The organism is Bacteroidales bacterium (assembly GCA_014860575.1).
GTDB lineage: Bacteria > Bacteroidota > Bacteroidia > Bacteroidales > JAAYJT01 > JAAYJT01.
This window is the reverse complement of record JACZJK010000061.1, coordinates 1-26,277: the sequence shown is the minus strand read 5'-3', so window position 1 is coordinate 26,277 and position 26,277 is coordinate 1. Positions and strand designations below refer to the sequence as shown.

At 42.9% G+C, this 26,277-nt stretch carries 22 protein-coding genes and 1 pseudogene; 10 read left to right on the top strand and 13 right to left on the bottom strand.

What is annotated here, in order from left to right; genetic code table 11:
- Positions 1 to 45 precede the first annotated feature (45 nt).
- Positions 46 to 2,370, top strand: coding sequence for a TonB-dependent receptor (locus IH597_16335; protein ID MBE0664025.1), 2,325 nt, complete (start codon positions 46 to 48; stop codon positions 2,368 to 2,370).
- Positions 2,371 to 2,510: 140 nt separating this feature from the next.
- On the opposite strand, the gene IH597_16330 is transcribed toward IH597_16335, so the two are convergent.
- The 4 genes from IH597_16330 to IH597_16315 form a co-directional block, all read right to left on the bottom strand.
- Positions 2,511 to 3,041, bottom strand: coding sequence for a hypothetical protein (locus tag IH597_16330; protein MBE0664024.1), 531 nt, complete (start codon positions 3,039 to 3,041; stop codon positions 2,511 to 2,513).
- Between the two features lie 103 nt (positions 3,042 to 3,144).
- The gene (locus IH597_16325) at positions 3,145 to 3,597 is read right to left on the bottom strand and encodes a D-tyrosyl-tRNA(Tyr) deacylase (protein ID MBE0664023.1); all 453 of its coding nucleotides are present in this window, start codon (positions 3,595 to 3,597) and stop codon (positions 3,145 to 3,147) included.
- A 111-nt stretch (positions 3,598 to 3,708) separates the two neighbouring features.
- A complete protein-coding gene (gene rsgA, locus IH597_16320) occupies positions 3,709 to 4,641 on the bottom strand; it encodes a ribosome small subunit-dependent GTPase A (protein ID MBE0664022.1) in 933 nt (310 codons plus the stop codon).
- A gap of 17 nt (positions 4,642 to 4,658) precedes the next feature.
- A complete protein-coding gene (locus tag IH597_16315) occupies positions 4,659 to 4,931 on the bottom strand; it encodes a cupin domain-containing protein (protein ID MBE0664021.1) in 273 nt (90 codons plus the stop codon).
- Between the two features lie 65 nt (positions 4,932 to 4,996).
- Here IH597_16315 and IH597_16310 point away from each other — a divergent pair, with 65 nt between their 5' ends.
- Entirely contained in the window at positions 4,997 to 5,662 is a 666-nt protein-coding gene (locus IH597_16310; GenBank protein MBE0664020.1) for a PrsW family intramembrane metalloprotease, read from the top strand.
- 99 nt (positions 5,663 to 5,761) lie between these two features.
- Here the strand turns inward: IH597_16310 and dprA are convergent, their stop codons facing one another.
- On the bottom strand, positions 5,762 to 6,859 hold the full coding sequence (gene dprA, locus IH597_16305) for a DNA-protecting protein DprA (GenBank protein MBE0664019.1): 1,098 nt from the start codon (positions 6,857 to 6,859) through the stop codon (positions 5,762 to 5,764).
- Between the two features lie 272 nt (positions 6,860 to 7,131).
- On the opposite strand from dprA, the gene IH597_16300 reads away from it, so the two are divergent.
- Positions 7,132 to 8,238: a glycosyltransferase gene (locus tag IH597_16300; protein ID MBE0664018.1), complete on the top strand. Its 1,107-nt coding sequence runs from the start codon at positions 7,132 to 7,134 to the stop codon at positions 8,236 to 8,238.
- A gap of 34 nt (positions 8,239 to 8,272) precedes the next feature.
- Complete coding sequence (lgt, locus tag IH597_16295) at positions 8,273 to 9,058, top strand: prolipoprotein diacylglyceryl transferase (protein ID MBE0664017.1); 786 nt, start codon at positions 8,273 to 8,275, stop codon at positions 9,056 to 9,058.
- 23 nt (positions 9,059 to 9,081) lie between these two features.
- On the opposite strand, the gene IH597_16290 is transcribed toward lgt, so the two are convergent.
- Entirely contained in the window at positions 9,082 to 12,153 is a 3,072-nt protein-coding gene (locus IH597_16290) for a DUF2723 domain-containing protein (GenBank protein ID MBE0664016.1), read from the bottom strand.
- A gap of 197 nt (positions 12,154 to 12,350) precedes the next feature.
- Positions 12,351 to 13,604: a competence/damage-inducible protein A gene (locus IH597_16285; protein MBE0664015.1), complete on the bottom strand. Its 1,254-nt coding sequence runs from the start codon at positions 13,602 to 13,604 to the stop codon at positions 12,351 to 12,353.
- An 82-nt stretch (positions 13,605 to 13,686) separates the two neighbouring features.
- Here IH597_16285 and IH597_16280 point away from each other — a divergent pair, with 82 nt between their 5' ends.
- Positions 13,687 to 14,559, top strand: coding sequence for a nucleoside phosphorylase (locus IH597_16280; GenBank protein ID MBE0664014.1), 873 nt, complete (start codon positions 13,687 to 13,689; stop codon positions 14,557 to 14,559).
- A 14-nt stretch (positions 14,560 to 14,573) separates the two neighbouring features.
- The gene (locus IH597_16275) at positions 14,574 to 15,470 is read left to right on the top strand and encodes a hypothetical protein (protein ID MBE0664013.1); all 897 of its coding nucleotides are present in this window, start codon (positions 14,574 to 14,576) and stop codon (positions 15,468 to 15,470) included.
- Between the two features lie 158 nt (positions 15,471 to 15,628).
- On the opposite strand, the gene IH597_16270 is transcribed toward IH597_16275, so the two are convergent.
- On the bottom strand, positions 15,629 to 17,668 hold the full coding sequence (locus IH597_16270; protein ID MBE0664012.1) for a T9SS type A sorting domain-containing protein: 2,040 nt from the start codon (positions 17,666 to 17,668) through the stop codon (positions 15,629 to 15,631).
- 565 nt (positions 17,669 to 18,233) lie between these two features.
- Between IH597_16270 and IH597_16265 the strand changes: the two genes are divergently transcribed.
- Positions 18,234 to 18,683: a DUF3997 domain-containing protein gene (locus IH597_16265; protein MBE0664011.1), complete on the top strand. Its 450-nt coding sequence runs from the start codon at positions 18,234 to 18,236 to the stop codon at positions 18,681 to 18,683.
- Here the strand turns inward: IH597_16265 and IH597_16260 are convergent.
- From IH597_16260 to IH597_16245, 4 genes and pseudogenes are all read right to left on the bottom strand, one after another.
- Positions 18,610 to 19,005: pseudogene (locus IH597_16260) on the bottom strand (helix-turn-helix transcriptional regulator). The gene IH597_16265 and the pseudogene IH597_16260 sit on opposite strands and share 74 nt — an antisense overlap.
- A 131-nt stretch (positions 19,006 to 19,136) precedes the next feature.
- On the bottom strand, positions 19,137 to 20,267 hold the full coding sequence (locus IH597_16255) for an ATP-binding protein (protein ID MBE0664010.1): 1,131 nt from the start codon (positions 20,265 to 20,267) through the stop codon (positions 19,137 to 19,139).
- 340 nt (positions 20,268 to 20,607) lie between these two features.
- Positions 20,608 to 21,561, bottom strand: a complete 954-nt coding sequence (locus tag IH597_16250) for a phosphoribosylaminoimidazolesuccinocarboxamide synthase (GenBank protein MBE0664009.1) — start codon at positions 21,559 to 21,561, stop codon at positions 20,608 to 20,610.
- Between the two features lie 167 nt (positions 21,562 to 21,728).
- The gene (locus IH597_16245) at positions 21,729 to 22,685 is read right to left on the bottom strand and encodes a PhoH family protein (protein MBE0664008.1); all 957 of its coding nucleotides are present in this window, start codon (positions 22,683 to 22,685) and stop codon (positions 21,729 to 21,731) included.
- Positions 22,686 to 22,760: 75 nt separating this feature from the next.
- Between IH597_16245 and IH597_16240 the strand changes: the two genes are divergently transcribed.
- From IH597_16240 to IH597_16230, 3 genes are all read left to right on the top strand, one after another.
- Entirely contained in the window at positions 22,761 to 23,546 is a 786-nt protein-coding gene (locus IH597_16240) for an SAM-dependent chlorinase/fluorinase (GenBank protein MBE0664007.1), read from the top strand.
- Between the two features lie 232 nt (positions 23,547 to 23,778).
- Complete coding sequence (locus IH597_16235) at positions 23,779 to 24,060, top strand: pyrimidine/purine nucleoside phosphorylase (GenBank protein ID MBE0664006.1); 282 nt, start codon at positions 23,779 to 23,781, stop codon at positions 24,058 to 24,060.
- Between the two features lie 52 nt (positions 24,061 to 24,112).
- On the top strand, positions 24,113 to 25,666 hold the full coding sequence (locus IH597_16230) for an aldehyde dehydrogenase family protein (GenBank protein ID MBE0664005.1): 1,554 nt from the start codon (positions 24,113 to 24,115) through the stop codon (positions 25,664 to 25,666).
- A 201-nt stretch (positions 25,667 to 25,867) separates the two neighbouring features.
- Here the strand turns inward: IH597_16230 and IH597_16225 are convergent, their stop codons facing one another.
- A complete protein-coding gene (locus IH597_16225; GenBank protein ID MBE0664004.1) occupies positions 25,868 to 26,116 on the bottom strand; it encodes a GIY-YIG nuclease family protein in 249 nt (82 codons plus the stop codon).
- Positions 26,117 to 26,277: the final 161 nt, after the last annotated feature.

The following is a 26,277-nucleotide window of genomic DNA, read 5'->3' as shown; positions in this document are numbered from 1 at the left end:
TGATTACTTTTGCGAAACTATAACAAACTATACAGCCCCTTTAGTATGATGACCTATAAATCTACCTTTACCTTTTGCCTGATCCTTTCTGTTAACCTGATTTTTTCAATTGCTCTTTACTCACAAACCGGCACTGTAAGAGGTTTTGTTTATGAAAAAGAAAATGGTGAACCGGTAATTTTTACCAACGTTTACTTTCAGGGCACATCCATTGGCGCTGCAACTGATGTAAATGGCTATTATGTTATTTCACGCATTCCACCTGGAAATTATACGCTGATGGTGACCTCGATGGGTCACGACACGCTTAGTGTTCCCATGAGCATCAAGGCCAATGATGTGATCACCAAAAACCTTTATGTTGTTCCCGGCGCTTTCCAACTCGAAGGTGTTCAGGTAACTGCACGGCGTGATGAAGCACAAACTGAAACCAGAACTTCTGTTGTTAAGATTACACCACGCCAGATCAAACAACTTCCAACATTTGGAGGCCAGGCTGATCTTGCACAATACCTTCAGGTGTTGCCTGGCGTAATTTTTACCGGTGATCAGGGGGGCCAGCTTTATATTCGTGGGGGCCCGCCAATTCAAAATAAGGTATTGCTTGATGGCATGACCATCTATAATCCATTTCACTCCATAGGGTTGTTTTCGGTATTCGACACTGATATTCTGCGCAATGTTGATGTGTATACCGGTGGATTCAATGCCGAATATGGCGGTAGGATTTCGTCCATCATGGACTTAACCACCCGTGATGGCAACCGTACGAAATTTGCCGGAAAAGTAGATGCCTCTACTTTAGGAGCTAAGTTGCTGGTTGAAGGCCCGATTGTTAAATTAAACGAAGACCGTCCCGATGATTTCAGTGCTTCGTTTATCCTTTCAGTCAAAAACTCATATCTCAGGGAAAGTTCAAAGTTGTTTTACAATTATATTGACGATGACGGACTGCCTTATAACTTCCTGGATATTTACGGAAAAGTTTCTATCAATGCCGGTAATGGCAGCAAGGTCAACTTTTTCGGGTTCAAATTTCAGGATGATGTAAATTACCGCCTCGTGAGTGAATTCAATTGGGATACCTATGGTGGTGGTATGAATTTTTTGGTGATCCCGGGAAAATCGCCTGCTCTCCTGGAAGGCAACGCTTCGTTCTCAAGTTATATGATTTCATTGAATGAAGCCGACGGACGGCCGCGAACCAGCGAAATCAACGGCTTCAATGTTGGGCTTGCCTTTACCTATTTCATGGGTAAGAACCACATTAAATATGGAATTGAATCCCTCGGATTTCTTACCGATTTCACTTTCTTCAATGCATTGGGATGGCGTATCAACCAAAAACAAAATACTACGGAATTGGCCAGTTATGTGAAATACCACTACAGCGCAGGCAAATTTTTGTTTGAACCCGGATTAAGGATACAATGGTATGCATCGCTTGGCGAATTTTCGCCTGAACCACGTTTGGCCATCAAATACAATGTTACCAATCATTTCCGGTTAAAGATGGCTTCCGGCATTTATTCTCAAAATCTTATGAGTGGTACTTCGGATCGCGATGTTGTAAACTTGTTTTATGGTTTTCTTTCAGGACCCGAAAACCTGCCCAAGGAGTTTGACGGAAGCGAAATAACGCATAAGTTGCAGAAAGCCCGTCACCTCATCGTCGGTATGGAGTATGACCTTACTGATCATCTTCTCCTGAACCTTGAAACTTACATTAAAGATTTTACACAGCTTACCAACCTCAACAGGGATAAATTGTATGAAGATACTCCTGCAAATGCAGATAAACCTGAACGACTCAGAAAAGATTTCATTATTGAAAAAGGCGCAGCACAGGGGGTGGATTTATCTCTGAAATATGACTACAGATCCTTTTACCTCTGGACAGTTTACTCACTTACTTACGTTGACCGCTTTGATGGCATAATTTCTTATTTCCCGCACTTCGACCGTAGGCATAGCGTAAATATTGTTGGAACCTACCAGTTTGGCAAAAACAAAGGCTGGGAAATCAGCAGTCGCTTTAATTACGGCAGTGGTTTTCCATTTACGCAATCGCAGGGTTATTATGAGCGCATACCTTTCCAGGATGGCATTTTCACTGATTACATGCAAATAAACGGACAACTAGGCATTATTTATGCCGATCTGAATAAAGGTCGTTTATCCGATTATCACAGGTTGGATTTCAGCATTCGTTATCTTGCAAAATTTGGCAAACATACCAAGCTTGAATCTACAGCTAGTGTTACCAATGTGTATAGCAGGAGCAATGTATTTTATCAGGACAGGATTACCGGCGAACGCATTGATCAATTGCCTGTTATGCCCAGTTTGGGGATGAGTTTGAGTTTTTGATGGGCTGAGGGACAAAGAGCAGGGAGCATGGGGCACAGGGCGAAGAACTGAGGACTTTGGGCTTTGGGCTTAGGACTGAGAGCTTGGGGCAAAAGCGAAGAATAATACATCCTGAATCACCTTCAGCATAGGTTCTGCTACTAGTTTTTATTTATCATTTCTATTTCAAAATAACGTTCTCTAATTGAATTTGGTGATGCTAATCCTTTGTTGCATGGTGTCGGTTCTTTTTCCCGCTGTTCCAATCCGTAATTAAAAGCACTAATCAAATCAGAATAATTGTTCATCGTGCTTATTGCACCTATTCTAATAGCGTTAATATCAATATGTAAATTATCAACAATAGTTTCTGTGGTTAAAAATTCCTGCTTTACATAGACAATATCAAACAAATCAACACACTCACGGTTTAATAATCCACTAGGTATCTGTCTTCCAAATAGTTTACCGTCATTTATGAAGCAGAACCCTATCCACAGTCCCGTTTCATCTTGGCTAAAGTCTAATACTACAGCGTCAATATATTCGTCTTGTAAATTCAAACGTATTCTATCTCCGAATTTAAAATCAATTTTTGCAGTGTCTATTCCACTCCAGTCGGGTCTGAAAATATCGTGATCACCAGATATCCCTGTCCGGTTGCAACCCAACAAGAGTATCAGAAATATCAAGCATATGTAGTTTATAGTAGTCTTCATAAAATTAATGGCAACTTCATTCTTGTGTCTTTGAACTTTGAATTTTGGATTTGGGATTCGGGTCCTGGGTCTTCCTCTACTCTTTGACCTTTGAATCAATAATGATGGTTACCGGGCCGTCATTTACAAGATGTATCTGCATCATGGCTCCGAACTCGCCACTATGAACCGATTTGCCAAGCATCTCTGAAAGTTTTGTTTTAAAGGTTTCATAAAGTGGGATCGCAACTTCGGGCCTTACAGCGCGGATATACGAAGGCCTGTTTCCTTTGCGGGTACTTGCATGTAGTGTAAACTGGCTGACAATAAGAACATCAGCATTTACATCTGTTACTGCAAGGTTCATCACCATTTGATCGTCATTAAAGATCCGCAGCCTGGCAATTTTTCCACAAAGCCAATCAATATCATCTTCACCGTCAGCTTCTTCAATTCCAAGAAGAATCAATAAGCCATTTCCAATTTCAGCAACAATCTTGCTATCAATTAATACTGATGATTCTGTAACTCTTTGTATTACTACCCGCATAAATTATTCATTGTAAAGTGTTTCACTGAAAATCCATTTCTACATTTCTACATTTCATCATTGCTCCATTACTCCATCATTCCATATCTCAATTACTCCACCCCCGCCAAATCATTCCCATCTTGTAATATCCAGTTCCTTATCAGTAAGGATGCTCAGATAGCTGTTGTATCTCAATTTGCTGATGCTTCCATTTTCAAGACCATCTTTTACCGCGCATTTTGGTTCGTGGGTGTGGGTACAATTATGAAACTGGCAATTCATGCTAACAGCCCTCATTTCAGGGAAACGCTCCCAGACTTCCTTGCGGTCAAAGTCGGTGAGGCTGAATTCCTGAATCCCCGGGGTGTCAATAATAAATGCACCAAATGAAAGCTCAAACATCTCGGCAAAAGTGGTGGTGTGCTTTCCCTTGAGATGTTGTTGCGAAATTTGACTGGTTCGAAGGTTCAATCCGGGCTCAATAGCATTGACGAGAGCAGATTTCCCGGTTCCGGAATGACCTGTTAACAAAGTGGTTTTATCCTTCATGGCATCACGCAGCTCTGTGATACCATATCCTTCGAGCGCTGATGTTAAAAAACAGCGATAGCCAATTGACTCATATAAGGCAATGAGCTGGTTCAAAACAAGAAATTGTTTTTCATCGTAAAGATCGTGCTTGTTGAAAACCAGGCAGGCCGGAATATGGTAGGCCTCGGCAGTAATAAGAAACCTGTCAATGAACCCTATCGAAGTACGAGGCATGGCCAAAGTTGCAATTAACCATGCCTGGTCAATATTAGCTGCAATTATATGCGACGCCTTTGAAAGTTTCACCGATCGCCTGATGACGTAATTATGCCGGGCGCCAATTTTAATGATTGAAGCGGTTGGTTTGCCGGGTTCCATAGCAATTGTAACTCTATCTCCAACGGCTACAGGGTTGGTGGTGCGTATGCCACCAGTACGGAATTTGCCCCGTAAGCGGCATTCCACACGTGATCCATCATCCAGCCTCACCACATACCAACTACCTGTGGATTTAGTTACCGTTCCTTCCAAAGTGAAAATATTTAAAATTATTCCGGAAAGTTATAATGTTTCCGAATGGGTTTTTTGATGTCCCAGACACATTTGAGGCCTTTCTTGAAAATTACAAAATCGCCGGTGCTTATGTTATAATTGCCTCCGCTGGTTTCAATCGTTACTTCGCCTTCAAGTATCTGGCATTCCTCATCGCCATTGTACTGCCATGGAAACCGTGAGATTTCTTTTTCCCAGATAGGCCAACTCTTAATTCCTTTGCGTTCAATTTCCTCAAATGTTAATTTTTTTACAATTAAATCGTCCATTTTATGCTAAGTATAATTTTGTTGTAAATTTACAACTTCCTTTGCATACAACAAACATTGCCATTATGTACACTAACTACCTAATTTCAGCGGCCGTTACTCTTCTCATTGCTATTCTGATGTACATTTACCTGGGCCTGAGATTCAGGAAAGGCTCATCATCTGCGCTGCTCCTTGTTTTTTTTCTGGGTATAATCAGCATTGCGCTGAATGTGTTTAGCGTGTATTTGACTAACGAGGCAGGTTTCTTCCCCTTGGGTGGAAACATCAAAAGGGTTGCATTTTATGCATTGGTCACTGCCGGATTTGTGCGTGAGTTTGGAAAATTCCTGGCCATCCGTATTGCTTCATTCTCCCGTAAGGATCTGAATAATCCTGCTGACGGGATAGTGTATTCCGTAATGGCATCGCTTGGCTTCACACTTGCCGCATTGATATGGAATATAATTTTTTTTCAGGAAGACTCACAGGAGCTTTACCGCAGTTTTCTTACACTTCCCGCAAATATAATCACGGCGATTATTCTAGGCTTCTTTTTGGGTCTTGGTGAGCAGCGTAAAAACAGGTTTATTGACTCCATGACCGGTTTGATTGCTGCGACGCTGTTTCATGCAGTGTTCGAATTCAGTATGCTTACTTCCGATGTGAGCCTGATCCTGGTAGTTTTTACCGGATCAATTGTTATTGTGGGAATTTTAATCAGCAAAGCAATTAGTTTGAGCACATCATAAACGTTGTTGTTGGCGATTTCACAAACTGGTCTTGTAATAGTGATTATATCCTTGCGTCATTGCGGCTTGGCAGTGTATATTATTCAGGTCTTAAACCATTCAAAGCAACTTATAGATTTTCCCGGGCAGGGTTTTTACAATCCCTTCAAATTCGAGGTTCAGCAAGGCATTGGCCACAAGCGCCGGGCTGATTTCCGTTTCATTGCACAGCCGATCAATACTCGCTTCGCCATTGGTTTGAAGAACCTCAACAATCTTTTCCTGATCAGGGCTGAGTTCGATCATAAGTTTCTTTTGCACTATCTGCGGCTTCGCAACATCGCCCCAGCCCATGATATATTTAACATCATCGGCTGATTGAAGCAGCGCGGCCTTATTGGTTTTGATGAGGAAGTTGCATCCTTCGGAATAATAATTGCCAATATTGCCGGGAACCGAGAAAACATCGCGGTTGTAGGAATTTGCGATTTCGGCGGTGATTAAGGCCCCGCCTTTCATTCCTGCTTCTACCACAATGGTTGCATCGGCCAAGCCGGCAATGATGCGGTTGCGTGCAGGAAAATTTTCCCTGTCGGGATTGGTGCCGCTAGGAAAATCAGTGATTAATCCACCCTGATGCAACATGCGTTCGGCCAGCGATTTGTTGAGCGGCGGATAAATCCGGTCAAGGCCATGGGCAAGTACGGCAATGGTGTTCAGACCCTGATCAAGCGCAGATTTATGCGCACATGTATCAATGCCGTATGCAAGCCCGCTCACAACCATCACATCAAGGTTTTTCAAACCGGTGATCAGTTTTTCGCACATCTCTTTGCCGTAGTGCGATGCATGCCGTGTGCCAACAACAGCAACAATCCGGGCATGGTTCAGGTCAGCTTTGCCTTTGAAAAAAATCATCAAAGGCCCGTCAACACACTCTTTCAGCCTTTTCGGATAATCGGCATCAGTATAAAATACTGCATTTATCTTGTACCTGTTGATGAACTCAAGTTCCCTGGCTGCCATTTCCAAAGCTGTGTCACGGTGCTCAAGTATTGAATTCACGATGAGATCGCCAACACGCTCAGTCTTGAGCAAGGCTTTCTTCTTTTCAATGAAAACAGCTTCCGGGCTGCCACAAACGGCGACAAGTTTTTTCCCTAGCACATCGCCGATGCCGGGAATTAAGGTAAGAGCAATTTGATGCAAGATACTCATAGAAGGTTCGAATAAGACTGTGATTACACGATTCAATTCAGAGTTGTACCTTTACAAACCTAAATTGAGTCCATTCCGAAAAGGAATAATTTGTGACATTATTTAACAATGACTCATATTATATTATTGATACACTGTATTTTGAAATTTATCAATCGTGCATTCGCGGCTAACATTCACTTTTTGCAAGGAATTCAGAATTATTTATTCAAAGTTGCTTTCTCAAGCCTCAACTGCTCGCTTAAAAACAGGTAAAAATAACCAAAAATCCATTGCCTGATAACCTTAACATATTGATTTGTCCACTCGACTGGGGACTTGGCCATGCCACGCGATGCGTGCCGATTATCAGGCAACTTATGACATCTCAATGCCGGGTTTTTATTGCCGGTCATGGGCGATCGTTGGATTTTTTGAAAACCGAATTCCCTGAATGTCAGTTTATAAATCTCCCTTCATACCGGTTTCTTTATTCCAGCAAGGGATCAATGGCGTTGGCGATGTTGCTTTCGTCCCCACTCATTTTGTACGGTATCTTCAATGAGTACTTGGCGCTAAAGCGTATAATTAAAAAGTATAATATACATGGATTAATTTCTGACAACCGCTTTGGGCTTTGGAATAAGAGCATCCCATGCGTTTATATGACCCATCAGGTTCGGATTAAAACAAATTCAAACCTTTCCTTTCTTGAACACATTCTTTTTAAAATTCACAAGTACTTTATTAAAAAATATGATTTTCTCTGGATTCCGGATTATGAAACAGAACCATCCCTGGCGGGGGAATTATCCCATCATTTTGATGAATCCATACAGCGGCATTACATTGGCCCTTTAAGCAGGTTTGCTGGTTCTGAAAAAGACAATGAAATTAATGAAAGTGATCGGATCGAAATACTGGCTATAGTTTCCGGCCCTGAACCCCAGCGTAGTATTTTTGAAACAATGATCACAGAGCAGGCTTCCGGGATTCAGGAAAAAATAATCCTGCTCCAGGGAATACCTGGCAAAAATATGGAACCGGTTGTAAAAGGCAATCTTACTATTTATGCCCATGTTGAATCAAACCGCCTGAAAAACATGATCATAAATGCAGGCATTGTACTTTGCAGGCCTGGTTATTCTTCGGTAATGGATTTGGCTGTAATGGGCAAAAAAGCATTCTTTGTTCCAACTCCCGGTCAGACGGAACAGGAATATTTAGCGAAAATATTTCAGCGGCAAGAGATAGCCAATTTTTTGCCTCAGCAAAATTTAAAGCTCGCCGATGTAATAAACAAATCCTCTGCGTTCAAAGGTTTTTCGGGTTTTCAATATACAAGCGGTGTTAAACGGGCGGTTGAGCAATTTGTTGACTACATTTGCAAGCAAAAATAAATAGTTGGTTCGGCCAACATAAAATCCTTCTTTTATGATTGCATTTATAACCTGGGAAGTAAGTCCTCAGATTTTCAGTATCGGGAGCTTCGAAGTACGCTGGTATGGGCTCATGTTTGCTTTTTCCTTTTATTTCGGTTATTTAATTGTCCGCAACATGTTCCGCAAAGAGGGCATTGCCGAAAACAAGCTGGATAGCCTGGCAACCTGGGTGATTATTGCAACTATTATTGGCGCCCGACTGGGTCACACCTTGTTTTACCAGCCTGAGCATTACCTGCGCCATCCACTTGATATCCTGAAAATCTGGGAAGGCGGGTTGGCCAGTCATGGTGCGGCAATTTCAATAGTGCTTGCATTGTGGTGGTTTGTACGAAAGGAAAAATGGGATTTCCTGTGGCTGATGGACCGCATTGTTATTGCAGTTGCGCTGGCAGGTTTTTTTATCAGGATGGGCAACCTTTTCAATTCCGAAATTTATGGGAAACCAACTGACTTGCCCTGGGGTTTTGTTTTTACGAGCGTAGATGATATACCACGCCATCCTACACAACTGTATGAAGCACTTTCGTATTTATCAATATTCCTGATCTTGCTTTGGTATTATCGTAAAAGTGACGGAAAACCAAAACGAGGAATCATTTTCGGTTGGTTCCTGATCCTGATTTTCGGTGCCAGGATTTTGATTGAATTTCTTAAAGAACCACAGGTAATGTTTGAGCAAACGATGGCGCTGAATATGGGCCAATGGCTCAGCATTCCATTGGTGATAGCCGGTATTGCCGTTCTGATATGGACGGGCAGGAACCGGAAAACATAAAAGCTTTGTCTGGCGGCTTTCCTTTACTGCCCTCTTATTGTAATGAAAGAATCAATTTCTTCGGCTACTTCCGGCTGATCATACACCCTGGCTGACATTGAAAGTCGCTGAAGCATAATCATTGCAATTTCACGGTCTTCGCCAAAATAAGCAGCAACCGCAGGCCTTTGGTTGTCGTAATAATCTATATCGGCCATATAATTATTGGCTATCGTACGAACCAGTTCATTGCCTTTCTCAAACATTCCAGCTTCGTAATATACTTCTGTGAAAGGAGTGGTAAAACGATCGAAAGGAAACTTGTCGTTAGGGAAGATCTCAACGAACCTATCGGCTACTGCAACGGCAGAATCAATCCGGTTTTCATCAAGCAGCGCCTGTGCAAGCCGCATAAAGTTTTGGCGCGGGAACATGGAGTTGCGCATGCTTTCGCGGTCAACGGTAACGCGTGGATCGTTTATATTTCCCCATTTGGCTTTATTCATAAGCGCATCATAGGTTGCCTCAACGTTAATTCCTCCTAATCCACGAACGTAGTGATCAGCTTTAACAGGCATAAGCTTGTAAACAAACCCTTCGAGGTGTATGTACTCCTCAAGATTGAGTGCCTCCAGGATACCACTTGGGCTGGTAAAATACAAAGGGCGCGTCCAGTTGCTGGTTGCCAGAAAATCGAGCAACATTAAGTCATTACGGTAAATTGCGTTTGGTTTAACCTCCCAGCTCAGTTCCGGCTCAATATGGTCGGCCATATGCGCAGGCACGATGCCGTTGGCAAGCACTGCATCACGGTCAATGGTTATTTTTATCTTTTTTGTTGGGAAATAGCTCATACGCCGACCACCCAGCGTTACTTTTGTATGGTCAGCATCGCTTGCAACAAAGTTTATAAGTTCTTTAAGTTCGCGATGGCCTTGCAAGCCGCGATCCCAAAAATATACAGCATCGTTTGAACCCCGCCCATACTGCTCGTTAGAGATGGTAAACGGTAATGGAGGTGAGTCATTTACCGCGCGGGCCAACTGATGCACATACCAATCGCCGGATGCAAGCATGTGGTTCGCAACACGAACATCTGTGCGCACATCTTCAACATCCTGGATATACCAGAGAGGAAATGTATCGTTGTCGCCATAGGTGATAAGCACTGCATCCGGATCGCAGGCAACCAGGTAATTGTGCGCGAAATCTCGGGCAACATATCTATTGGATCGGTTATGATCATCCCATCCTTCTATAGCCATAATTCCGGGAACCAGTAAAAGTGCAACGATTGATGCAATTACTGCCGAAACTTTAGCATTCTTAAGTACTTTGCTTAAAATTTCCCATAATGAGATCACACCAAAACCAATCCAGATAGCAAAGGCATAAAATGATCCGGCATAGGAATAATCCCGCTCTCTGGGTTGATATGGTGTTTGGTTAAGGTAAACGACAATGGCAAGTCCTGTCATCAGAAAAAGTAAGGCGACAACAACAGTGTCTTTATAATTGCGCTTCCAATGATAAAGTAATCCAATCAATCCGAGTAGCAGCGGAAGAAAATAGAATTTGTTATTTGCAGGGTTTTGCATTCCAGGTGGCAGATCCTGCTGGTTACCCAGCCGCCAGTTATCAATAAAACTAATGCCGCTTAACCAATTCCCATCGGTGATGTTCCCATGGCCTTCAACATCATTTTGCCTTCCAACAAAATTCCACATAAAATACCTGAAATACATGTGGCTTATCTGGTAACTGAAAAAGAAGCGCAGGTTTTCACCGAATGTTGGTTTATACAGGACTTCCCTTGTCCCGTCACTCTGGGTTGTAGAAATGGGTACGCCTTTCACTTTCCCCCAGTGTTTGTATGCATCAATATGAGCCTGACGTGAATTGCTCCACATCCTCGGAAATATTGTTTCAAACCTCGGGTCGTAGTTTGGAATTACCCCTTTGCGATCGTCTACAATTACGTATTTGCGGGCAGTCGTGTCTTTGCGGTAAACCGGCGTTCCGTCTGAAGCAGGTTCAGCCGGATCATAAGGAGCATTATAATATTGCCCGTGCAGCAGTGGCCATGTACCATACTGTTCCCGGCCAAGATAAGAAAGCATGGCCATTGCATCCGAAGGACTGTTCATGTTTTGCGGAGGGTCAGCATTGGCACGTATGACTATCATAAAAAAGGACGAGTACCCGATAAGGATAAAAGTAAGGGCCAGTACAATGGTATTGAGCACCACTTTTTTATAACGTTGTGTATAAGCCAGCGCCCATACAATCAAACCTGTTAAAAGTGATAAAAACACAATGGTTCCTGAATTGAAAGGAAGGCCGAATGTATTGACAAATAAGAGTTCTGACTTAGCTTCAAGTTGAACCACGCCCGGGATAAGCAGGTTCATGATAAAAAACAGGGTGACTACAGCAATAAGGCCTGTAATTATAATGCCTTTAGGTGTCACCTCATATTTCTTAAAATAATAAATATATGCGATGGCAGGGATAGCGAGCAGGTTGAGCAAATGGACACCGATGGAAAGCCCAATGAGATAAGCAATCAGCAACATCCAATGCAGGTGTCGTTTTTCATCAGCCACACGTTCCCATCTGAGAATAGCCCAGAAAACAATGGCAGTGAAAAAAGAAGACATTGCATACACCTCACCTTCAACGGCTGAGAACCAAAACGAATCAGAAAAGGTATAAGCCAGCGCCCCAACAATACCTGCGCCAAGAATAATATAAACTTTTGCTTCGGTAAGTTCACCTGTAGCCTTAACGGACTTTTCGGCAAGCATGGTGATGCTCCAAAAAAGAAATAAAATACTGAATGAACTCGACAGGGCCGACATGATGTTAACCATCAGTGCAATATTGGCTGTATCGCCACCGGCAAAAAGTGTGAAAACCCTACCTATCATCTGGAATAACGGAGCTCCGGGCGGATGCGTGACCTGCAATTTATAGGCTGTGGCAATAAACTCGCCGCAATCCCACCAACTAGCAGTTGGTTCCACAGTCATAAAATAGACAACGGTGGCAATGGCAAAAACAACCCAACCGGTAATCAGGTCGAGTTTTCTTAAGGTAAATGGTAGGTTACTCATGGATATGAATTTGGAGATAGAATATCAGCTCGAAGTTAAGTGCTAAAAAACAGTTTGTTGCAGATAATATTGGGTTGCAATATTTAGCTTGCTAAAATAGAAAAAATTAAGGTTTTGAAAACCATTTTATTTGAATCCCACGAATACAGACAGTTAATTTAAGTTAACGTAAAAAATTCACAGACATTACACTATCCTCATAAAGCAATATGTTCCCCTTTTAGAGTAAGCCTAAGCATATTTAAAGCGGCGAGGGAAGTTATATGGATATTTCGCTCTCGGTTATTGCCGAAAAGGAAATGTTTTGCGTTCACACCTTCAGGCCGGGCAAGTGCGATCCAAACAGTTCCAACCGGTTTTTCGTCCGAACCGCCTGATGGGCCTGCAATCCCTGATGTAGCCGACGCATAAGTGCAGTTGAGCAGTTTCCGGGCAGAAGTCGCCATCGCTTCAACCACTTCCCGGCTCACCGCGCCGTATTTTTCGATCAGGCCTGGATCAATCCCAAGCAATTTGGTTTTCAATTCGTTGGAATATGCTACCACCGAACCTTTGAAATATTCCGAACTTCCAGGAACACGTGTAATCATGTGCGCAAGGTAACCGCCAGTGCAGCTTTCGGCAGTGCAGACTGTTGATGCACTATCGCTAAGCATTTTTCCGATAAGGCCCTCAAGTGTATCACCATCAAAGCCAAAAACATAGCCTGGGATCAACTTCATCAGGTTCTCAAGTTGCTGACTGATTTCCTGTTCAACTATTTCCCTGTTGTTGCCGGTTGCCGTGAGCCGGAGCCTGACAATTCCGGGCTGAGGTAGATATGCAAGGCGGATGTTTGCTGGCAATGCGTCTTCCCACGCTTCGATCAGATCGGCCAGGAAGGATTCGCCGACACCCTGGGTCAACACGGTTTTGTGAATAATAACATCGCCATTGATCCGGGATGCAAGACGCGGGAGGATATGATCTTCCATCAACGCTTTCATCTCAAAAGGTACGCCCGGCACTGAAACCAGGATTTTCCCATCCTTTTCGAACCACATGCCTGGAGCAGTGCCACTGGAATTGGCCAAGGGCTCGCAAGATTCAGGAATTTCAGCTTGTCTGCGGTTCAACTCAGTTATGGTTCGGCCACGCAATTTAAAAAATTGTTCTACTTCCTGCAGCGTTGATTCGTGCATCACCATCTGCGATTTGTAATAATCGGCAAGCACTTGTTTGGTTATATCATCTTTTGTAGGGCCGAGGCCACCCGTAAGAATAAGCAAATCTGAGAACCGGAAAGCTTCATCAATGGAGCTTTTGATGTGATCGCCATTATCAGCAATGGCAGTGATCTGCCTTACTTTGATGCCGATTGAATTAAGCCTTTCGGCCATCCACGAAGCATTGGTGTTAATAACCTGTCCGATTAGCAACTCGTCGCCTATGTTTATAATATCTGCAATCATTTTGTGTTAGCTATTCACTCAAAAATATTGATTCGGTACATTTTAACTAATTTTGCAATTTTGCAAAAGTAAGGAGAAAGATATGGCCAGACTGCAAGAGTCGGAATTAATCCTGAATGAGGACGGCAGCGTTTATCATTTAAAATTACATCCCGAAGATATTGCCGGGACAATTATCCTTGTTGGCGATCCGGGCCGCGTTGAGACCATTTCAAAGTATTTCGACAAGGTTGAATTTAAAATTCAGAACCGCGAGATTATCACGCACACAGGAATACTTAATAATAAAAGACTCAGTGTGATGTCAACCGGTATGGGAACCGATAACATTGACATTGTGGTAAACGAGTTAGATGCGCTCGTAAATATTGATCTCAACAAGAGGGAAATCAAATCAGAACTTACTTCCCTGAACCTAATCCGGCTCGGAACTTCTGGCGCTATTCAACCTGAAATTCCACTCAATGCTTTTATCGTTTCCTCTCATGCCATAGGGCTAGATGGGCTGCTTCATTTTTATTCAACACAACATTCCTCGTTTAAACAGGATATAGCCGATGCTTTTTACAAACATGCTGACTGGCCTGCCAAGCTTCCAACACCTTATGTAGTAAAAGCATCAAATTTGCTTCTCAAAAAACTTGGAAAAGAACTTGTAAAAGGGATTACCGCAACTGCGCCAGGATTTTACGGTCCACAGGGACGTAAGCTCAGGCTGGATCTGGGAATGAGTGATCTGAACCAAAAGCTGGAAACATTCAACTACGAAGGCTTAAAAATCAGCAATTTCGAGATGGAAACCTCGGCTTTGTATGGCTTATCGGCTTTGCTGGGCCACCATGCACTTACCGTTTGTGTCGCCATTGCCAACCGCCACCGTAAGGAATACAACAGGGATTATAAAAGCCATGTGGATCAGTTGGTCCGGATCATGCTTGAAAGGTTAACAGCATAAACCAGGGATTTTATATGGAACCTTCAAACCAGGAGCAGGAAACTCGTAACCCGATTTACTCTCTTATCAGCATGCTTGATGAACCGGATTCGCGTTTGTATGAAGAGATTTCTGACTCTATCACAAACCTTGGCTCAGGGGTAATTCCGGTGCTTGAAAACTATGCTGAAAACACTTTCGACCCGCAGGTACTTGAAAGGGTCGAAGAGCTTATTCATAAAATTCATTCCGAAGGCATTATCAACGACGTACAGCGCTGGAAAGCTTCTGAATCCCACGATCTGATCCAGTTGTTGCAAATTCTGAACAAGTATCATTTCCGCGATCTCGACATGGTTCAGTTGAACGAACGGATCACAGCCATGCAAAAGTCAATATGGCTCGAACTGAATGAGAATCTCACTTCACTGGAGTGTGTAAGGCTGGTAAACCATTTCGTTTTTCAAACCTGGAACCTGGCCTCCGACAGTTCCAATATGCTTGAACCCGATCTATTTTTCCTGAACAAGGTGCTGGATGGCAAAAAAGCACATCCGGCCTCTCTTGGCGCTATTTACCTGGGCATTTGCCAACGGCTTACGCTTCCTGTTTTTTATGTTGGCTTACCTGATAACTTTATTCTTGCCTACACAAGTCAACCCTTCTTCAAACCTGAATTTAAACCCGGCGAAATTCTATTCTACATCAACCCATTGCTTGATGGCGTGATTTTCAACAAAAGTGAAATCGAACGTTTTCTTAAGAACCACGAAATTCCCTCACAACCACAGTTTTTTGAAGTCGCCGACAATTTGCGCGTTGGAGTTTTGATGTTAAGGGAAATGCAGAAAATCTATCACGGAAGCGGAGAGCAGTATCGCGTAAGCGAAGTGCAAAGGATGATTGGAATTCTGGAAAAAGAAAATTCTTGATTCAAAATTCAAGATTTGAGATTTTGGCTTCCTGGGAGCTTTTTGACTGCTCTAGCCATTCTGACGTTATTCTATAAAATCTCATTCCTGATCCCAAACCATCCAGTTAGCACCCCCCAACTTTTGACCTTTTGAACTTTGAACTTCTCCATGACGACCTACTCCGGCATATACAAAACCCGCAGCACCTTTTGCTGGGAGCCTGACGCTACCCTCAGAAAATATACGCCCGGCGCTGATTTGTTTCCGGATGCATTTTTCCCATCCCAAATGAAACTGACATTTTCTGAACCGGAATCCGGAATGTTAAAGGTATTGACCATTTTTCCCATTTTGTCGAATATCTGAAATGTTACGGGTTCATGGTTTGGGTTCGGGTAAGAGATACTTATTTGATCGCTGAAAGGGTTGGGCCAGGCTCGTAAATCATTGCTAGCCTGGTTTTCTTCAATACCTGAAGGGAAATTTGACGGGTCCATTTCAATGATCACATGGTATTCCTGTCCACCCGACCAGATTTTTACGGTGTCATAAAGATATTCCCGGTTTGTGACTGTTATCCACCAATATACAGTCAATTCCAGGGAATCGGCATGATTAAGTGTATAAGGAAAAAGGTTGGTCATTTCGGGATAGATTTCCCAGAAATACATGTTTAATCCCCCTACATTACCAAATTGGGTAAGGCTGTCAATGCTTTGCGTTTCCGGGAAGTTGTTTTTGACAACAAAACTTAATCCATCAATATAATGTTCCATCAGTTCAAATACCAGCGTGTCAGGATAAACATCCAGTGATGGTTGTAATGGTCCAAGCGTGCCGCTAGGCTTCAGGTTTTGGGCAAAGATATCGCCACCATCATTGCGCTTATCTTCCCAGGCCATGATAAGCTGATCGTTAATAAATTCGGTGGATACAACATGCAGTTTGTCGCTTGCCGCTGATGAAACCGAGCGTTGCCCTCCCAGCCATACTGTATTCCCGTTATCATCCAGGCGAATTGCCCGCAAATAGGAATTTACTGACCCGGAAGGAGAATCTGAAAATGTGATCACTGGCTCTCCATTAGTGATTGCAGCATCTAAGCTTGCCTTTTCTCCACTTTGCATTGGAATGATTACTTTGCCATAATCGCCCCAAAGCCTGTTTCCTGACGAAGAAATTCTTTGCCCCGAAATCCCGCGATTATTCTGATTGGCATCGTGTTCGCGCCAAAAAAGAAATAAGTCACCAGTTGCGACGTCGAATGCCATTACCGGGTCTAGCTGGTGGGTTCCGGTACTCAGGCTCAACACCAGCCCATTAGCAGGATAATCCAGGTTACCATTATGCTTTACATGCTGAACGTAGGCATCGAAAATGTTACCGGGACTTCTGTGCCAGCTAACAAATGCACCATTGTCGCCGTCTGAAATGATTCTGGCTTTCACATAAGCCGGTATTCCTGCATTATTTGAAATGGCAATGCCGCTACCCCACATCTGTTGCCCATCGGCATCAAATCGTTGCACAAATAAGTTTTTCGTAGGAGCCCAGGAAGGACCGGTTTGTTTGAAAAAGGCCATCAGGATCTCATCTTCCTGAACCGGAATAAAAGTTGGCCAGGTGTAATCTTCAGCGCCTTGTAACTGAATCCCGCTTTCGCCCCAAAGCTTCTGACCGGAAGAGTTTACTTTTTGAATCATGATTGTGTTTTCACGCGACCAGGCGAATACGGCATTGTTCTCTAAAGTGGTTGTTACCACCGGCGCTGCTTCAAAATCCGAATTATTGGAGAGCGCAAGTCCATTTGAACCCCAGAGGAATTCACCTTGCGGAGAAATCCGGTAAGCATAGATGTTGTTATAGCCATTCCTTACATCCTGAAAAACCAGAATAGCGCATTCACCCTGGTCAACTGCCAGATCCCAGTCAGTTAGCCACGACATTGAAAGATTGTTGCTAATCAACAGGCCATTATCCGCCCAAAGTTTATTGCCAAAAATATCGAGCTTTTGCAGCCTTACATTATAGTTTCCATTTTCCTGTGAGAACCAGGCAATGTAAGTTGTTCCTGACGGATGCACAGTAACCAGGGGTATCACCTGCTCACCCGCAGCAATCCCTATGGCAGTGTTTTGATTGGAATCGTTGCTCCATTGGGCAACTGCGATGACTGGCAGAATGGCCAGCAAAATGAGGGGAAATATTATTCTCATGGCAAAGGGCATAAATGATCTGTAAAATTAAAATAAATATTGATTCAGATAAAAACCAAATGGATCATCATTAGTGATTCATCAGAAACCCCGGCAGATCGGAAATTGCATTAATAGAACGCAGATGACGCGGATTGGGCGGATTTTCGCAGATGATGTATTAACCACGAACTCAGGAATCATATATTATGCCACGGATTCACGGATAAGTTATTAATACTCACGGCTAAGCGGAAATTGTATTTCCGCTTCGAACGTCAGTGAATTTGTAATTCAATTCAATATTTTACAATAGCTTTGCGAAGCCATGCCAGCAGGGTTGGCAAAATCAAATGAAGATGCCTGCAACAGATGTGATGATGGATAATTACAAATTATCCAATGTTCCGAGCGGCAATGCAATTGCCGCTCAGCGGGGGGAAGAAATGCAGGCAATGTACTTGGAGCGGCGATTAATTACAATTTAATGATAAGCCCAGCAGCTGCATTAGTTCCACTAATATTTGGTGGCCCATTCCCGGTATATTTTAATGGAACTACTACCATACCAAAATAGAATAAGATTATGAAAAACCTTGTACTTACACTCACAATAGTTTCCTTGATGATTATTACTGGTTGCTCTAAATATCCTGATTTAGGAGATGGATATAAATTAGATAGTGATGGGAGGTATACATTGCAAATTGTGAATTTTGAGAACACTATAATGGTAAGTTCTTGTATTTTAGAGTACACATTTGACTCAACCTTTGTTATCGTATCTCAACGCCCATGGGATAGTATTCCCGGTATTAAAGCAATGAATTATTCAGAATCTAATAAGGCCTTTGAAAAAAGCACTTTTCAGCAATATTGGATAATCAACAAGAAAGAGAAAAGCGAATATTCCTTGGATACATTATCAAATCTTGCTCGATATTCTAATGTTTATGGCCCATTTACAAAGAATGAATATATACAAAAACGAGAGGAGCTAGGAATACCCAAGGAACTTGTATTGAAAGAAGAATAAAACGAAAAAGCCGGAGCAATCCGGCTTTTTTGATTATAAATGCAGCTAGGTTTTTCTGAAAGAAATCCTTGAATTTTTTCTTGGTAAGGAAAGTATCCACAATCTTAAATAATGTGTTTTTTTCTTATGGTTCAAATTCCTGAATTAATTTAACCTGTTCCATCAGGGTTTTATCTTCTACGGTTATTTCTTTTGGCACGGCGCCATCAAAATTAACAATCTGGTCAATAAACATCCCGAAATACTTTGCAATTTTATTAAGGGCATCAACTGAAATCTCACGTTGCCCACTTTCAATTTTAGAATAATTGGAGCGGTGCATCCCGGCTAGCTGTAATTGTATTTCCGCTTCGAACATATTTGAATTTGCAATTCAATTTTTTATCATCTATTGTGAAGTCGTGATAGCAGGGTTCTAAAAATCAATTGGTTAAAATCGTAATTGACTTCGAATCAAATCACAAATTCAAGGTAGTTATCACGAGTGATGAAACGATAATTATTCCCGTAATTATTTACCCATGATTTCGGAGCCTGGGGATTTGCACGTCCGTACTTTATCTCATAAGCCGAAATATCTTCGTTCTTTTTTTCAATGTAATCCAGTTCCACTCCATTGTAAGTCCTCCAAAAATAACTGCTTACATGCAATCGTTCCGAAAGCAGCTTCTTTCGTCTTTCTGTAATCACAAAGTTTTCCCATAAAGCGCCAGCATCGTTTCTCAATTTCAATCCGTTAAAATTATCCGCCATCACATTCCGTATTCCATTATCATAAAAGTAGAACTTTTGTGATTTGCTGACTTCCTTTCGTGGGTTGGTGCTGAAAGCTCCGAGACTGAAAATAATAAACGATTGTTCGAGCAGATGAAGATACCGCTCAACGGTTTCCCGGTTTAATCCCAGATTGTTTCCCAACTCATGGATGCTAACCTGCGAGCCGGTTTGAAACGCAAGTAATCGCAATAAATCTCTTATCTTCATAGGATATTTGATGTTTTCAATCTCAAGGATATCCTTATAAATATAGGACTCGGAAATCTCCCGCAGGTATTCTTCTTTTGCCATATTGCCGGCGTTAGTTACTACTTCGGGATACGATCCGTAAATCAGGCGTTCTTCAGTGTGGTCATTCAACTCAAATTGGTTATAATGAACTGAAAGCTCTGAAACGGAAACAGGCAATAGTGTATTGACGATTTTACGCCCGGTTAGTGGTTCGGAAACTCTTTCTGAAAGCAAAAACGATGATGAACCAGTGACAAGGATTTTCAGATGGGAAATTTCATCATGCAGTATTTTCAGATTGATCCCTATTTCCGGAACCCGCTGCCCCTCGTCAATGAACAACATTTCATAACCCGAAACAAGGGATGTCAGTTTGGTTAAGTCGCGGCTTGACAAGACATCAATATATTTCAACTGATCAGCATTGATGCTGAGCGTTTTCAATCCCGTTTCCTGTATGATCTGCTTAGCCAGCGTCGTTTTGCCTGCCTGCCGTGGGCCATAAATAATTACAACTTTTTCTGAGTTCATCAGTTGGCTTGTAAGTTGCGATTTAATACTTCTTTCGATTAACATAACAAAAATTTATAGACAAAGATATGAAATATTATGGTCAACCATAATTTTTAAGCCGAATTTTGCTGGTCAACCGTAAATATTCATTTTCTGATTTACTGCTGTAGAAGGAATAGAACGCAGATGACGCTGATTAGACGGATTTCGCAGATGATTATTTTGCCACGGAAACGTGTCCGCCATGGCTGATTCACTGATGGTTTCAAGCAATAAAACTTGTGCGCCGAGGCGCATCTACCGGATGTGATGAATTCATTCGTGCATTCGTGGCAACTCACTATTCAAGCAAAGGCCACACTCACAAGCAAAATGCATTTTCATGGGCAGGTACCAAAGACTTTTACCTGTAATACGCCTCCAGAAATCTGTTGATATTGGTTTCAACCCGCTTTAGCACATTGCTTGCATCAGCCTTTTCAAATTTACGGCCAATGATGCTTTCGTAGAGTTCGATGTAGCGTTCGGAAACGGAATTCACAAAATTTTCATCCATGATGGGAACCAATTGGCCTTCCTTGCCCTGGAAACCGCGTTCCATCAGCCATTCCCTTACAAATTCCTTGGAAAGTTGTTTTTGCGGAAGCCCTTGCTGCTGGCGTTCATCATAGCCTTCAAGATAAAAATAACGCGAGGAATCGGGAGTGTGGATTTCGTCAATCAGGAATATTTCTTCGTTAGCTTTGCCAAATTCGTATTTGGTGTCAACCAGGATGAGGCCCATCTTTGCGGCAATTTCGGTTCCGCGCTGGAACAAAGCAAGTGTGTATTGCTCAAGTTTTTCATATTCTTCTTTGTCAACCAGGCCGGTGCTGATGATCTCATCGCGGGTGATGTCTTCATCATGGCCAACCAGCGCCTTGGTGGTTGGGGTGATAATAGGTTGCGGGAATCTGTCGTTTTCCTTCATGCCGTCGGGCATGGGAACGCCACAGATGCTTCGTTTACCGCTTTTATATTCGCGCCAGGCATGACCCGAAAGATAGCCGCGGATCACCATTTCTACTTTAAATGGTTCGCAATAACGGCCAATCATGACCATGGGATCGGGAACGGCGATTTTCCAGTTGGGGACAATATCCTGGGTTGCATCCAGGAATTCTGCTGCTATTTGGTTCAGCACCTGGCCTTTGTAGGGAATGCCTTCGGGTAATACCACGTCAAATGCCGAAATGCGGTCACTGGTAACCATTACAAGCAGTTCATCCTTGATGGTATAAACATCGCGAACCTTGCCTTTGTAAAAATTGCTAAGGCCGGGGAATTGGAAATTGGTGTTGGTGATTGTGGATTTCATACAATTATGAACGGGTTATGTTATGTTAATTGTTGAGGAAATATCAAATTCGGTTTTCCGCAACACTGTTGCGGATTTGTCAGACATACAATTTTTATGGTTGGAGGTAAGATAGGCTTTTCGGGTCCTCTTCATAAATTTAATCATACCTGATAAATTAGAACGAACTAATTGTTTTTGCCAGCGCCAGCATAAGCCCTCAAAATCCGGCTCACCAGTTTGTGCCTGATAACGTCAGTTTCATCCAGAAAAATAAAGGAAAGGCCCTGCACATCTTTCAACAGTGTAGTTGCCTGAACCAAACCCGATGACTGGGATTTGGGCAAATCAATCTGGGTGATATCGCCGGTAACAAGAAACTTGGCTGAGCGGCCCATGCGGGTGAGGAACATCTTTAACTGGGCTTCGGTAGCATTCTGGGCTTCATCCAAAATGGCAAAGACATTATCAAGGGTTCGGCCACGCATGAATGCCAAAGGTGCAATTTCGATAGTGCCATCTTCAAGATAGGCAAGAAGCTTTTGCGTTGGGATCATATCACGCAGTGCATCGTAAAGTGGCTGCAGGTAAGGATCGAGTTTGTCTTTCAGGTCGCCGGGCAAGAAGCCTAGGTTCTCCCCTGCTTCCACTGCCGGACGGGTGAGAATAATGCGTTTGATTTCCTTGTTTTTCAACGCCCTCACCGCAATGGCAACAGCCGTGTAAGTTTTCCCGGTTCCGGCCGGGCCAATGGCAATCACCAGGTCATTCTTTTCCGACTCATCAACCATTCGCTGTTGGTTGGCGGTTCGGGCCTTAATGATCATACCATTTCGGCCATGCACAAGCACATTTCCCGTAGGTGTTGATATTTGGGTCGCACTACCACCCTCTTCGCCGCCCATGATCTGGTTAATTTCATTGTCGGTGATCTTACCAAAAGTATCGAGGCTTAGCAGCAACAATGTAAATTTCTTCTGGAAATCTTCGGTTTCAGATTCCTCGCCGATTACGCGCAACTCATCGCCACGGGCTATTAATTTAAGTTTCGGGAAATATTTTTTTATAACGTTAAGGTGCTGGTCGTTAACTCCGTAAATATCTATCAGGTTGTAGGTTTCAAGGTTGATCTGGGCTTCGCTCATGCAATAGAATTAATTTAAATGGTTTGAGGTTTCAAAATTAGTGGAATTTTACGGAAGTTTGCATAAAGTTTAAGCATGCCTGTTATTACACTCATAAGCGACTGGGGACCCAAGGATCATTACACCGGGGCCGTGAAGGGTGCAATACTCAGGTACGACTCAGGCATTCAGATCATTGACATCACCCACCAGGTCAGCCCTTTCAACATTTTGCAGGCTTCGTTCATTCTGCGCAATACTTATAGCGAATTTCCTGAAGGCACCATTCACATCATAGGCATAAACACTGATGAATCGGAACAAAATCCTCATGTTGCCATTTTTCATAAAGGCCATTATTTTGTTGGAGCCGATAATGGGATATTTTCATTGGCTTTCAATGAATTCCCTGAAATAGCTATTGAGATAGAAATGCCCCAGGATTCAGAGTATTTTACTTTTTCCACCCGCGATCGCTTTGTAAAAGCTGCCTGTCATATTGCGGCTGGCAAACCTATTGAAGAATTGGGTTTTGTGCGAACCATGCTAACCGAAAGACATCATTTTAATCCTGTTATCGAAGCCTCGCTCATCAAAGGCAAAGTGATTTATATTGATGGCTATGAGAATATTTTTGTGAATATAACCAGCGAAATTTTCAACAGGGTTCGACAACAGCGGGCATTCGTCATACAAGTGAGGCATACTGAATACCAAATCCGTAAAATTCATACATCTTACAGCGATGTCGGCAACGGAGACATCGTCGCACTCTTTGGCTCAACCGGTTTTCTTGAAATTGCTATTAACCGGGGCAATGCGGCAAGCCTGCTGGGAATAGAAGTTGATGATTATATTAGAATTGAATTTGAGGATAAGTAGGGTAAAGAGAGTGGCAGTTGGCAGTCCACTCTGAAAAGTCAATCTGCCCCTAAATCCCCTAAAGGGGACTTTCACAAATTGCTGATTTTTAGCGTTTCCCCTTTAGGGGTTAGGGGTCAAAAACGATAAAAATCAGCAATTAGTGACTTTTCGGAGTGGGCTCGACATTGAATCTGGAACATTGAACTTTGAACTAAAATAAAAAACACTAACTAAATAAAACCATACGACTATGTTTAATGTAAACGAGTATTTCGACGGAAAAGTAAAATCACTGGCTTTTAACAGCAGGCAGGGAAAAGCAACACTGGGTGTAATGGCACCAGGAGAATTTGAGTTCGGAACCAGCACGGTAGAATACATGACCGTTGTTTCCGGGATCATGGAAGTAATGTTGCCGGGCGAAACAGAATGGAAATCCTACGAACCATTTGAAACCTTCATGGTTCCGAAAGATGTGCGCTTCAAAGTGAAAATGTCAGAGGAAACTGCATATCTCTGCCGCTACGAATAAACAAAGGCCTGTAAAGCGTGTTATCTTCATCAAACATTAACACGCTTAGTTTATGGCATTACATCCCCACATTCAGCCGGCACTCGAAAAGCTGGGTATTCAACCTCTGAACCACGGCGCTTCAACCGGAAACCGATGGATACAAACATTCGGCGAAGAAATTTACTCCTACTCCCCTGCCGATGGCAAGCCCATTGCCAGCATCAGACAGGCAACCTGGAATGATTATGAAACCATTATGGCCCGTGCGCAGGAAGCTTTTAAAACCTGGCGTATGGTTCCTGCCCCAAAACGCGGGGAAATCGTCAGGCAGATTGGTGAAGAATTGCGCAAGTATAAAGAATCGCTGGGCAAACTGGTGAGTTACGAAATGGGTAAAATTTACCAGGAAGGCCTGGGCGAGGTTCAGGAAATGATTGACATTGCCGATTTTGCTGTGGGTTTATCGCGCCAGCTTTACGGTTCCACCATGCATTCCGAACGCGAAAAGCACCGCATGTACGATCAGTATCATCCGCTGGGTGTTGTTGGTGTTATCAGCGCATTTAATTTTCCTGTTGCAGTTTGGGCATGGAATGCGATGATCGCACTTGTTTGCGGAGATGTTGTGCTTTGGAAACCATCATCCAAAACATTGCTCAGCGCTATTGCGGTTCACAACATCATACAAAAAGTGCTGCTCGATAACAAAGTTCCCGAAGGCGTGCTGAACCTGGTAGCTGCCAGCTCAAAAAATGTAGGCGATGATTTTCTTGCCGATCGCCGTATTCCCTTGATTTCAGTCACCGGAAGCGTTAGGGTTGGCCGTCATGTTGCAAAAATTGTTGCGGACCGTTTGGGTCGGACCATACTTGAACTTGGAGGAAACAATGCCATCGTGGTATCGCAATATGGGAACCTGAACATGGCTCTACGGGCAAGCTTGTTTGGTGCCATTGCAACGGCCGGACAACGATGCACCAGCGCAAGGCGCGTGATTATTCACGATTGCATTTATGAGAAATTCCGCGATAAACTGATTGATGCCTACAAACAAATCAACATCGGCAACCCGCTTGACGAAAATACCGTGATGGGCCCGCTGGTTGACAAAAAAGCTGTGGATGATTTCCTGCATGCACAAAAAGAAATCATCAGAGAAGGTGGCAAGATCGCTTACGGCGGAAAGGTACTTGAAGGGCCGGGCTATGAATCGGGCTGTTACGTTGTGCCATGCATTGCTGAAGTTGAGAACCATTACCAGATTGTGCAGGAAGAAACCTTTGCTCCTATTCTCTACATTATGAAATACAAAAGCATTGAAGAAGCCATTGAAATGCACAACAATGTACCGCAAGGCCTTTCATCTTCTATTTTTTCGCGTAACATCCACGAAACTGAACACTTTCTCTCTCACCAGGGTTCTGACTGCGGCATCGCCAACGTGAATATTGCCACCAACGGCGCTGAGATTGGCGGGGCATTCGGTGGTGAAAAAGATACCGGCGGAGGCCGCGAATCCGGCTCCGATGCCTGGAAAGCCTATATGCGCCGCCAAACCAACACCATCAACTGGGGCACCGAGTTGCCACTTGCACAGGGGATTGAATTTGGGGTGATGGATTAGGAGCGGTGTGTTAACAGATTCACTCCTAACCAAAAAGTTAAATAAATATTGCCAAATAATTGATTTATAGATCATACAACTTGGATTGTGCTTTTGATAACAACAAAAAAGCCGCTATAAAGCGGCTTTTTTGTTGTGGGAGTTACTGGATTCGAACCAGTGACCCTCCCGACGTGAAGTCGGGATAATCTGAACCAACTGCTATTTGGGAAATATTAATTTCTGAATCATCTTTTTACTTTTCCAATTCTTGATCTGTATCTCACGCTGCCATGCTTCATGAATATCCTTGTATTGCTCAGAATAAGCGAGTATCCAATCTTTAACTTTAGATGTAAAACCTTTGTGGTTTGTAAGATGTCGTCTCAATCTTTCCTCAAGAATGTCATCAGTTGAGCCAACGTAATACTGCTCAAGAATGTGAGAATATAAAATGTAAACGTGTGCCATAAAAAAAAGCCACGGCAACGTGGCTTCGGTTGGTGGGAGTTACTGGATTCGAACCAGTGACCCTCCCGACGTGAAGTCGGGATGCCCTGAACCACCTGCTAATTTTGAGAAATTAATTTTTCGATCATCTTTTTACTTTTCCAATTCTTGATCTGTATCTC